The sequence below is a fragment of the uncultured Eudoraea sp. genome (assembly GCF_947258525.1).
Lineage (GTDB): Bacteria > Bacteroidota > Bacteroidia > Flavobacteriales > Flavobacteriaceae > Eudoraea.
On record NZ_CAMYIP010000160.1, the window covers coordinates 13,095 to 25,269 of the forward strand.

General features: G+C 38.8%; 10 protein-coding genes. 7 read left to right on the forward strand and 3 right to left on the reverse strand.

What is annotated here, in order from left to right; all coding sequences use genetic code 11:
- Positions 1-624: adenylate/guanylate cyclase domain-containing protein (locus Q0X89_RS11865; RefSeq protein WP_297694415.1), on the forward strand; the 624-nt coding region annotated here is incomplete at its 5' end.
- Between the two features lie 23 nt (positions 625-647).
- Here the strand turns inward: Q0X89_RS11865 and Q0X89_RS11870 are convergent.
- From Q0X89_RS11870 to Q0X89_RS11880, 3 genes are read right to left on the reverse strand one after another with little or no spacing between them, the layout of a single operon-like run.
- Positions 648-1,400 carry a hypothetical protein gene (locus Q0X89_RS11870; RefSeq protein WP_297694417.1) on the reverse strand — a complete coding sequence of 251 codons (753 nt, stop codon included), beginning with the start codon at positions 1,398-1,400 and terminating at the stop codon, positions 648-650.
- A 53-nt stretch (positions 1,401-1,453) separates the two neighbouring features.
- A complete protein-coding gene (locus Q0X89_RS11875; RefSeq protein ID WP_297694419.1) occupies positions 1,454-2,986 on the reverse strand; it encodes an NAD(P)-binding domain-containing protein in 1,533 nt (510 codons plus the stop codon).
- Positions 2,987-2,989: 3 nt separating this feature from the next.
- Positions 2,990-3,508 carry a hypothetical protein gene (locus Q0X89_RS11880; RefSeq protein WP_297694421.1) on the reverse strand — a complete coding sequence of 173 codons (519 nt, stop codon included), beginning with the start codon at positions 3,506-3,508 and terminating at the stop codon, positions 2,990-2,992.
- Between the two features lie 348 nt (positions 3,509-3,856).
- Here Q0X89_RS11880 and Q0X89_RS11885 point away from each other — a divergent pair, with 348 nt between their 5' ends.
- The 6 genes from Q0X89_RS11885 to Q0X89_RS11910 form a co-directional block, all read left to right on the forward strand.
- The gene (locus Q0X89_RS11885) at positions 3,857-7,492 is read left to right on the forward strand and encodes an ATP-binding protein (protein ID WP_297694423.1); all 3,636 of its coding nucleotides are present in this window, start codon (positions 3,857-3,859) and stop codon (positions 7,490-7,492) included.
- A 32-nt stretch (positions 7,493-7,524) separates the two neighbouring features.
- Positions 7,525-8,136, forward strand: coding sequence for a response regulator (locus Q0X89_RS11890; RefSeq protein WP_297694425.1), 612 nt, complete (start codon positions 7,525-7,527; stop codon positions 8,134-8,136).
- Positions 8,137-8,165: 29 nt separating this feature from the next.
- Positions 8,166-8,543 carry a response regulator gene (locus Q0X89_RS11895; RefSeq protein WP_297694427.1) on the forward strand — a complete coding sequence of 126 codons (378 nt, stop codon included), beginning with the start codon at positions 8,166-8,168 and terminating at the stop codon, positions 8,541-8,543.
- A 2-nt stretch (positions 8,544-8,545) separates the two neighbouring features.
- Complete coding sequence (locus Q0X89_RS11900; RefSeq protein WP_297694429.1) at positions 8,546-10,243, forward strand: adenylate/guanylate cyclase domain-containing protein; 1,698 nt, start codon at positions 8,546-8,548, stop codon at positions 10,241-10,243.
- Between the two features lie 39 nt (positions 10,244-10,282).
- Positions 10,283-11,170, forward strand: coding sequence for an ABC transporter ATP-binding protein (locus tag Q0X89_RS11905; protein WP_297694431.1), 888 nt, complete (start codon positions 10,283-10,285; stop codon positions 11,168-11,170).
- A gap of 28 nt (positions 11,171-11,198) precedes the next feature.
- On the forward strand, positions 11,199-12,175 hold a 977-nt coding region (locus Q0X89_RS11910; protein ID WP_367177054.1), incomplete at its 3' end, for an ABC transporter permease.

A 12,175-nucleotide genomic window follows, 5' to 3' on the forward strand; every position in this document is an offset into this window, starting at 1 on the left:
AAACAGAACGGAAAGGTAAAAGCCAAGAAATTTGAGTCTGTGACGGTAATGTTTACAGACTTTAAAGGGTTTACAAGTTATTCACAGAACCTGTCGCCGGAATTACTGGTTAAAACCGTGGATTATTATTTTTCGAAGTTCGATGCCGTCATGGAAAAATATGATCTTGAGAAAATTAAAACTATTGGCGATGCTTATATGTGCGCCGGGGGCTTACCATTTCCTACCAAGGACCATCCCTATAAAATGGTTCAGGCCGCATTTGAGATTGCTCAGATTATGGAAGAAACTAAACGTAACACACCAAAGGATATCGTACCTTTTGATGTCCGTATTGGTATCAATACAGGGGTCATTATAGCCGGTGTGGTAGGAACCAGAAAATTTGCCTATGACATCTGGGGAGATACCGTTAACGTTGCTGCCCGAATGGAATCTTTATCAGAACCGGGAAGGGTAAATGTCTCTCAGAGCACCTATTTGCTTATCAGGGATCGCTATTCCTGTGAACACCGAGGGCAAATACATGTCAAAAACAAGGGCATGATGGATATGTATTTTGTAAATGACAGCAAAGAGAAACCATTGACCAAAACTAAAAAAGAGAAGACTATAAGTGCATAGTATTTTCTGAATACACCCTCCTGCTAAAACTCCGCAATCATCCGAAAAGCAGCCGTAGCATTAACTTTTGAGTCTGTAAATTCTCCTCCTACCCCTGTTTGCAATGACCAATGCTCTGAGAATTCTATATGCACTTGTGGCATGGCAAGCAATTCTAGTTCCTCCTCTTCATCAAAATTTCCGGGGTCCGAATTATTGAATTCCAATCCGAGCGTAACACGTTTACTGATTTCAGCAAAAATCGTTGCGTTCAGCAGCAGCGTGGTAGTTTTATTCTGAGAATCGGAACCTACCTGCTGGCGAAGCCCTAGCATGGCCAGTATACTCCATGTTTCATTAAACCTATAAGCAGGGATATAAAGCAGGCTAAGATCCCATTTATCTGTTTTCCTTATTTTTTCAACCATGAATTGTGCCCCATGAATAAAGTTTCCAGATTTGGATTTACCGAAAGTGTATTGCAAAGCGGCCTTTAAAGCTTCCAATGTACCATCTTCAAAAGGAAGTTCAAATTCTACTGCAAAATTATCCCAAATGGCATATTCAATTTCCGGAGCCCATTCTATATGTCGTGAAGAAGTATTATTCAAAGGAAATTCAGCTAGCACATTAATCTCCAACTCCCCCTGTCTGGCTCCCAGTTCGCGAACCAAATCAAAAACCATTGGTTCCGGAATATCATGATTCTCCTCGGGTAATTGCTCCTGAGCTGCTATGGGTGAAAATAATCCCGAAAGAGATAGGACCCAGAAATAAAAGCTTAGGGTTCTTCTCATATCAAGTTCATTATCATTTAGAATTGGATTGTCTTTGCAGAGCCAAGCCAAGGCTAATTTTGAAGGAAATTTGGCACCAGGCTTTTTAACCCAAATTGCACCCTACCCCTTAATCCTGCCTTTACAATATGGTTATATGTACTTATAGGAAGTTTATTTATTATTTCACGCGAAAGTTGAACTTTCTTCCCGGGTCCCCGAAGTCTGAATTGAGTGGCCTGTGTAGGCCCGTACATAAGATGCAGCCAAAGTTTCGGTCGCAGGAAAAAGTATTTACCCAGAGGAGGGTTACATCCAATAATTTTTGCCATTCCGTTCATATATCTGTGATAATCTACCAGACTCCGTATCCGTTCTGCATTATGCTCAAATTGTTCATGGTATGCGTCAAAGTCTTCCCGCGCAGTCTTTTCCATATTTTCAGGAGCCGGCAACTTCATGTCCTTGTTAAAAATTAAGGCGCAATATCTGGACTGCATTTCCATAATAGGAAATTGGCTTCCAAAACCAGGCCTTGCCCAACCAATCCAGGCTATGCGATCGCCATATTTGGGATGAAACATATGTTTATACATCTTCCTTGGATCGCAACTTTTGAGCTCTTCGGGCATAAAGTCTACTTTATTCTGGTAGCCGGTGCAAAATACTATAGTATCAATATCCTCAATACAAGTACCTTCAGCATCAGTTAATTTAGTACCACCCATTTCTACTTTGGTAATATCCCCGATTACTTTACATCCATGATGTGCAATGGCCTTAGGTAAGGCCAGGGTTTTTGTGCCAAATATTCCCCAGATGCCACGTTCAACGGTAATTTTTTCATTGAGGTCTGCCAGGGCATCAAAAACTGGGTCTTGCCTTGCTCGCTCCAGCTTCAGCACAAAGGGACTTAGCTTCTTACCGTATTCACGGGGTAAATCCCAAATTCCGCGATGTGTTGAAACATCGGCTGCATGACCTCCACGCCGACGCGGAACCACCCACCCGGTAGATTCACGGAGACTTACCCAACATTCTTTTGCCACCTTGGAAATTTCAAAGGCTACATCCGATCCGGATTCGCCACCACCCACAACAAGCACTCGCTTACCCTCAAAATCGTTCGCATTTTTATAGTCCCTGGAATGTGAATAGGAAACTTTGGTGAGTTCTTTTTGCCAATCGGGATATTTGGGTACATTATTATTTCCTATAGCCAAAATAATGCGTTTGGTTTCTATTAATTCATCAGATGCAAGTCTAATCTTCCAATGATCTTCATCAATTGAAACTACTTCTGCCACTTTGCTGCTATAGCGTATATGTTCTTTCACGCCAAAATGGTCGGCATAGGAGTCCCAATAGGAAACAGCTTCATCCTTACTCCAAAAATGATGGTCCATGCCTTCCCCTACCCAATAATCCGAAAACATACTGAAGGTTACGGAAGATGTCAGGATTAGATTGTCATACCCATTGGCGAAAACCCCTCCTAAGGTATCAGACTGCTCTAAACACAGCACATCCTTAATTCCTTTTTCAAGTAGTTCTTTAACCGCTACAATGCCTCCGGGCCCTGCCCCAATTACTATACAGCTATACATTTGTTATACTATTATGTTTTCAATTGTTAAATCGGCTAATTCAAATAAAGGCAAAATATCATTGTCAATATCCTGCTTTTGAATTATATCGTTTTCATAACCGGTACTTAAGTCCGGCGGTAAGACTTCAATTATTCTGGTATATAGAAGTGGTCCGTTAAAAGAAGTATCTATATTAATGAATGAGATTACCGCAACACTATGTTCTTCTTTGGTAGGAAAGTTATCTATTATCCAATCCGGCAATCTTACAGTCACGGCGCCAATGGTTTCTTTATTATAATGAATTCTGGATTGTTTCAGGGTCTTTCCAAGCAATTCTCCTGAAAGTATCGTCTTGTGTACTGTTTTAATGGTTTTGTGATCTGTATTATAAAACCTAACAACCCCTACGGTCCTGGAAACATTCTTTTTATCCCTGAGATGAACAATCCTTATTTCATTATCCTGCCGAATAATATCACAAGAAATGGGGCCATAAAGATTCTCAAGCGAAGTGGTATGTAATTTTTTACTATTCATCTATATTAGCGTACGGTTCTCGGTTATTCTTTTTAACATTCTCATTTTTACCCCTTCAAATAAAAGGTTTCTTACCCTATATTATTGCCGCCTAAAATACACAAAAATTAAGAATGGATTGTAGATTTTTGGTCAATTAAGCAACACGCATGATAAACGACAACTATCCTTTAATAAACACTGATTTTTGGTATGTACCTGCAAATCTCTAAGCGCTGTAGGAATCTTCTTCTAACATTGTTAAACAAACTCACATTTTAATAATTACTTCAAAGAGTTCCAATAAATTTTGTAAATTCAGCTCAGTATTTTTTATAAAGACCAACCACAACTATTTTCCTGCCAACTATGCTAAAAACTATATTGAACACCTGCCTGAAGAACTTTGTCTTTTTTATTTGTTTCTTCTTAATGGCCACCGCACCTCTTTTGGCCCAGAAACAATTGGGTAAACCTATTATTACAAATTACAAATACCAGGATTATGGAGCCGGACCTGCCAATTGGTGGGCATTAGAAGATGATAAAGGAATTATGTATTTCGCAAATGGAGGAGGGATTTTGCAATACGATGGGGTAAATTGGGATTTGATCAGGTTACCCAAGGTTGGAGGTGTACGATCCTTGAAAAAAGATAAGCATGGTACAATTCATGTTGGGGGAATTGGCGAAATAGGATATTTGGAAGCAGATGCTAACGGAGAATTTCAATATAAGACCTTGCTAAATGAAATTCCCGAAGAGCATAGGTCTTTTAAAGATGTATGGGAGATAGATTACCATAAGGATAGGATCATTTTTAGAACAGAATTTAAATTATATGCCTGGGATGGTGAAAAAATGAAAGTGATTCCCTCTGAGGATGGTTATCATGTAGGTAATATTATTAATGACACCTATTACCTTCGTATTTGGGGGGTAGGTCTATGTATCTTGAAGGATGATGACACTTTTGAAGTAGTTCCCGGTGGAGAAGCATTTACCAGCGAACGTATTTACACCATCTTACCCTATGATGAAGATCAATTGCTTATTGGTACGCGAACCAAAGGATTTTTCCTATATGATGGTAAGGAATTTAAACCTTTTAAGACAGAAATAGATACCTACGTTAAAGATAAGTTATACCTGCCGGGTGTGGCTTTGGATGATGGTCGTTTTGTGTTAAATACTTTTAGTGATGGCGCTTATCTAATTGATCATGATGGAAAATTAATACAGAAGTATACCACAGATAATGGGTTGCAGGATGGGAGCGTCGATTATGTATATGTCGATTCAAGAGGCGTTCTTTGGATTATGCTCTTAAATGGTATTTCTACGACAAACCTTAATTCTTCTTTCACTTTGTTGGATTCCGACATGGGCCTTTCTACTAATGTAGTCAATGATGTCTATAGATTTAAAGGTGTCCTTTATTTGAGTAACAATGATGGTGTCTCTTATTTGGATGAAGATGAAAAAGTGATAAAAAATATACCCGGAACCTTTGGTCAGGGAACTAATTTTTTGGAATTCAACGATAGGCTATATGTAGGGACCAATGGAATGGGATTTGTAGAAATTACAGGAACTTCCTTTAAATATGTACGGGAAAATATCGATTATGATTTTAGAGCCGGTCAAATTTACCAATCAAAGAAGGATCCAAAGCGGATATATATATCACATCAACAAGGAATAATAACTTTTTATTACGATAGCCGCCAAAATAAATTCCTCGAAGAATCATTTACCAATGAACCAACAAGAAGCAGCGCTAATATGTTAGAAGCTTCCGATGGAAGTTTGTTTGTAGAGTCTAGTCTAGAAAGTCAGGTGATACGGATTTATCCCAAATTAGTTGATAATAAGCTTAGTTTTCCGGATTCGAAATTTGATTATCTGGATAATGATAATGGGTTGCCGAATTCCAGAATATTTTTTGTGGAAGCCGGTGAAGAAATTGTCTTTTGGGCAACAGAAACGCAACAGTCTTTTGCATTTAATGAAAGTGAAAACCGTTTTGAAGAAAAAAAATTCTTTTTTGGTGACCAGATAGATTTTAACAGACCAGGTACTAATTTTTATGAGGATGATAATGGTAGCCTATGGTTTGACGTAGGATCCGGACTAATGGTAGCCTCAAAAGATTCCAATGGGGAGTATACTATTAACAAAGAAACTTTTAAGGAACTTAAGAACAATCGAATCTGGACTATTTACGTGGAGAATTCTGAGGAGAATGACACACAATTGGCATGGTTCACAGGTCCTGATGGGGTTATAAGATATGAAGGAAATCTTGCTAAACCCTTTGTTCCTAACTTTAATGTAGAATTGAGAAAGTTGGCTATAGCAGGAGATTCTATTATCTATGCTGGCAATTCAGATTTTCCTGAAGGTCTTAAAATACCTTATGATCAGAATAATGTAAATATTGGCTATGCAGCCCCCTTATTTATTGGACAAAATGAAATGCAATACAGCACCCAATTAGCAGGCCTGGACAAAACCTGGTCTGCTTGGACCAAACAAGCTTCCAGAGAGTATATCAATCTTCCTCCCGGGAAATATAGTTTTAGAGTTAAAGCGCAAAATGTTTATGGGGATGTTTCCGAAGAAAAGTCGGTCAGTTTTAGTATAAGTGCTCCTTGGTACGAAACATGGTGGGCTTATGCACTCTATGTCTTAGGTTTCCTCTTATTGGTCTACGCCATTGTTAAAACAAGGACTAACCTCTTAGTAAAGCAGCAAAAAGATCTGGAAGAAAAAGTGGAAGAACGTACCAAAGAAGTACAACAGCGCCTCGATGAATTAGACACAGTTAACCATGTAAGCAAAGCCCTGACAGAGAAATTGGAGCTTAATGAATTGATAAAATTGGTAGGTAATGAAATGAAGAAGCTCTTTAAATCGGATATTACCTATCTGGCTTTGTTAGATGAAGAAAAAGGAGTTATTAATTTTCCGTACCAGGATGGTGATAATATGCCTCCAATGAATTATGGGGAAGGATTCACTTCTAAAATTATTCAAACCGGTGAATCTTTACTAATAAACAAAGATACCGATATCGTTGCCCAATACGACAAGTACGGGATTGAGCAAACCGGTAAACGGGCCATCTCATATTTGGGGGTTCCTATTCCTGTAGAAGATAAAATTATTGGTGTACTTAGTGTTCAAAGCACAAAACTGGCCAGCAGATTTAATCAGGAAGATAAAAATTTACTAAGTACAATTGCTATTAACGTGGGGATAGCCCTTCATAATGCGGAACTTTATGAAGAAGCTAAAGGGGCCAAGGCAAAAGCGGAGGATGCCAATGAAGCAAAAAGCGCCTTCCTCTCTACAGTAAGCCATGAATTGCGCACCCCCTTAACATCAGTATTGGGTTTTGCAAAAATCATCAGAAAAAGGCTCGAAGAAAAGATATTTCCTGCGGTGACCGTTGATGATCAAAAAATAAAGCGAACCATGAAACAGGTTAGCGAAAACCTAAATGTAGTTGTGTCTGAGGGAGAGCGGCTTACTAATTTGATCAACGATGTACTTGATCTCGCCAAAATAGAATCGGGCAGGATGGAATGGAACAAAAAACCTGTTTTCTTACAGGATGTAATTAGCAGGGCTATAGCCAGCACCTCTTCGCTATTTGAACAGAAAAATTTAACCCTGAAGAAAAATGTTCCTGAAGATCTGCCTTTGGTCAGTGCCGATGAAGACAAACTGATCCAGGTGGTTATTAACCTCTTATCAAATGCCGTAAAATTCACGGATAAAGGTTCGGTGTCTATTGAAGCATCATTAGATAACGGACAATTACTCGTTGAGGTCCAGGATACCGGGATAGGAATTGCCGAGGAAGACAGGCACAAGGTATTTGAACGTTTCAGGCAAGCCGGGGATACACTTACCGATAAACCCAAAGGCACGGGATTGGGGCTTGAGAAGGTACAGATCAGCCACCAATTCAACTTGAGAGAATCCTTAAAAGCTTAAAAAAACAAATTAAGCACTCCTCTCTTAAAACATTGAAAAAGGCGCAGACTATTTTGGTGGTGGATGATGACACCCCTATCCGGTCTTTACTGCGACAGGAACTTACAGAGGCAGGATATGAGGTAAAAGAAGCGGCCAATGGCAAAGCGGCCCTGGACATGGTACGTTTATCAAAACCGGATTTAATTATTCTTGATGTCATGATGCCCGAAATAAACGGATTTGATGTCGCGGCAGTACTAAAGAACGATCCGGCGACTATGGACATCCCAATAATCATTTTATCCATTGTACAGGACAAAGAACGGGGATTTAGGATAGGTGTAGACCGGTATCTTACGAAACCAATAAATACTGAACATTTGTTTCATGAAGTGGAGGAACTGCTGGAACAGGGCGTTTCGAAGAAAAAAGTATTGGTGGTTGATGAAGATGCGTCGGCTGTAAAAACACTTGCAGAAGTTTTAAATGCAAGGGGTTATAAAGTAGTGGAATCTACCTCCAAAGACTTTATGGAAACTGCCACCAAAGCCAAGCCCGATATAATAATGTTAAACTCCGTTTATAATGGGGATCAAAAGAAAATAAAAGACCTGAAATTGCAGGAAGGGATGGAAAATGTAATGTTTTTTATCTACGAGTAAAATAAATCATAACAGTAACTAAATAATATATGGGACAAAAATTGCTGATAGTAGATGATGAGGCTCACATCAGAATGTTAATTGAGCAAACTTTGGAGGATTTAGAGGATGAAGGGGTAGAATTATTGTTTGCTGAAAATGGCGAAGAGGCATTAAACTTAATTAAGGAAGAGGAACCAAATCTTGTATTCCTGGATGTTATGATGCCTAAAATGAACGGGATGGAGGTTTGTCAGATTGTAAAAAAAGAACTCAATTTATCACATGTTTATATTATACTTTTAACCGCAAAAGGTCAGGAAGTTGATCGGCAAAAAGGCCTTGACATGGGGGCAGACCGATACATGACAAAACCTTTTGACCCGGATGAGATGCTGGCTGTTGCGGAAGAAATCCTGGAGGTATAGCAATGACCCGGCAAACAGATACTAAATATTATTTAAGAGCCCTCAAAAACATCTTAAAAAAAGGAAACGATTCACAATCGGCCTTTAGTGATATCGCTTTGAAATTGGGAATAAATTTCGGCGTAATGGGATGCGACGAAAAGCTGCTTTTCGGTTCTTTCAATGAGGAGTTTCAATCTTTTAACTTAAGTCTGGGTGATATTATCTATGGCCGGTTACTGGCGTCAAATGAAGATGGGAGATTATTAGCCAATATGGTTATGGTCCTGGTTAAAAAAGAACTTGAAAAGAAAAAAATTGGAAATGAGGTTTTAGGCCTGTATCGGGAAATAAATATGATCTATAGTTTTAGTGAGATGATCTCTGAAAAAATAGATGAAAAATCCATTGCAGAGATGGCACTAAGAGAAGCCTCTCAAATTATTAATTCAACGCATGGTCTCTTTTTAATTTATGAACCAAAACAAAATAAAGTAGTTGAGCTCGCCGCATTTGGCCTGAATCCGGAGAAAGAAAAGAATATTGATAAACTCAATGATCTGCTCAAAAAATTGATTAACAAAGGCACATCAGCTATTGTACCTTCAGATAAAATCATGGATAATCCGGCATTAGACCATCTGAAGACTATTATGTATGCCCCACTTAAGGTTAAACACCGAACTTTAGGTATGGTCATACTGGGGCATAATAACGAAAAAGAATTCACAGCAGCTGAATTAAAATTACTTACCACGATTTCATTACAAACGGCAGGTGCTTTGGAGACCGCCCACCTTTATCAGAAAGGACTACAGGAAGCCAAAGAACGGGAAGAAGCCATCAGGTCTATTCACGAAGTAAGTCAAAAATTTGTTCCAAATGAATTTATTAAATCCCTGGGAAAAGACAGGCTTACAGAAGTGTCTTTAGGTGATCTCGTAGAGAAGGAAGTAACTGTAGTTTTTGCCGATATCAGGGAGTTTACAACAATATCAGAGAATCTGAATCCTGAAGACAACTTCCTTTTTATAAATTCCTTTAATAAAAGAATGGGGCCTATTGTTCGCAAAAATGGGGGATTCATAATGCAGTATCTGGGAGATGGTTTTATGGCCCTATTTCCTGATGGTTCTCAGACCGCATTAAGAGCTTCAGTAGAAATGCATTCAGAACTCAAAGTATTTAATGAAGAAAGAGCAGTTAAAGATCGTTTCCCGGTAAAGCTGGGAATTGGGATGCAAAATGGTAACCTTATCATGGGTATAACGGGCGATATAGAAAGACTGGATGCCGCTATTATATCAGACACAGTGAACACGGCTTCAAGAATTGAAGGACTATCCAAACACTACGGATCCTCAATTTTATTGACAGATAACTGCAAAAATAACCTGACACATCCGGAAGAGTTTGATTTCAGGTATTTAGGTCCCGTTCAGGTAAAAGGAAAACAAAAACCTATTGATCTTTACGAATGTATTAACGGCGACAGCGAGCAGCTTTTAAAGCATAAATTAGCAACCCTTAATACCTTTGAAGAGGGCATGAAACAGTATTTTATGAAGGAATTTGCAATGGCTGCTGTAACATTTCAACAAATTGTAAAAAAAGAACGAAATGATAGCGCAGCCAAATTATTTCTGAACAGGTCGGCGCACATGATTACCCAGGAAACCGGGGACGACTGGAAAGGAATAGCTTCTATTTCTTCAAAATAATCTTTCCTTAACACATAAATTTACATACCGCACATAACTATGGAACTACAGATCAAAGATTTAAACAAAACCTATTCCAATGGGGTTCACGCCCTGAAAGATGTCAACCTTACCATCCCCCAGGGAATGTTTGGCTTGCTAGGACCAAATGGTGCGGGTAAATCATCGCTAATGAGAACCCTTGCTACTTTGCAAGAGGCAGATTCCGGTTCTGTAACTATGGGTGATATAGATATTTTAAAGGATAAAGCCAAGGTAAGGGAAATCCTGGGGTACCTGCCACAGGAATTTGGGGTTTATCCGAAAATAAGTTCCTACAACATGCTTAATCATATTGCCTCCTTAAAAGGAGTTTCCAATAAATCTGAGCGAAAAGACCTGGTAGAGTCTTTATTAAATAAGACCAATTTATGGCATGTACGAAATAAAAGCCTGGGCACCTATTCCGGAGGAATGAAACAACGCTTTGGCATTGCACAGGCGTTAATTGGAGATCCCAGTTTAATTATTGTTGATGAACCTACAGCCGGATTAGATCCTGCAGAGCGTATCAGGTTTCATAATCTATTAAGTGAAATAGGTGAGAATACAATAGTTATTTTATCCACTCACATTGTAGATGATGTATCCAATCTTTGTAGCAATATGGCTATTATTTGTTTAGGGGAAGTGGTTGTTAAAGGTAATCCTTCAGATTTAACAGAAGGCGTCAAAGGCAGGATATGGAAAAAGGGCATAGAAAAAGATGATTTGGAAGAGTATCAATCCGAAATGCAAGTTATTTCTACCCATTTAAAAGCTGGCCACACTATCATTCATGTGCTTAGTGATGAACGACCCGATTCCACTTTTGAGCCCAGCAAGGCCAATTTGGAAGATGTTTATTTTGCTGAGATCTCATCCAGAATGGAGAAAATCACGGATTAAACCTTTCATCACTTAAAAATTATCCAATATGTTTAAAGAAATATTTTTCTTCGAGATCAAATACAGGCTAAAAAGGCCAGCCACCTATGCCTATTTTGGCATCCTGCTTATTTTCGGGCTTATTGTGGCTATCGGGGGAAACGGGCCTGCTTCAGAAAAGGTATTCGTCAATTCTCCTGTGGCTATAGCAACTATGCTCAGTACCATCAGCATTTTTGGTATAATGATAGCCAGCGCAATCATGGGCGTACCGGTGTACAGGGATATAGAGCATAAAACCGAAAATTATTACTTCACCTACCCTATTAGTGAAAAGGGTTATATTCTTGGTCGCTTTTTTGGATCTCTATCCGTGTTGTTTTTAGTTAGCCTTGGTCTCCACGTGGGCCTTATCATAGGTTTTATTATAGGTCCATATGCAGGCTATGAAGAGCCTGAAAGATTTACAGCCTTTAATTTTGTGCACTATTTACAGCCAACAATTATGCTCTACTGGAGTAACTTTTTCTTTGCAGGATGTATCTTCTTTTCATTGGTAAGTTTAACAAAGAGAGTTATGCTGGCCTATGCAGGTGGCGCTATCCTCTTCATTACCTACCTAATAACCTTAACACTTACCCAGGATATAGATAATAAAGCCTTGGTGAGTCTCTTAGATCCATTTGGATTTGGCACCTATAATAACATTATTGAATACTGGACTCCGGAAGAACAAAATACTTTAATGGTACCTTTTAAAGGGATGCTTGTCTGGAATCGTGTGCTTTGGGTAGGGCTTGGTCTTTTTGCGTTTTTATATACTGTCTTTAGATTTGATTTTCAACGTTTTCTCAACAGGAGTTACAGTACTAAAAAAAGAAAAACGGAAGAAGATATTGCCGAGGTTTCATCAACACATACCAAAATTCCGGAAGTAAGTAAAGTGTATTCCCGTGCACTTAACATCAAACTTCTTTTTAGCCTGGCTTTGATGGAATTCAAAAATATCATCAGGGATAATTTCTT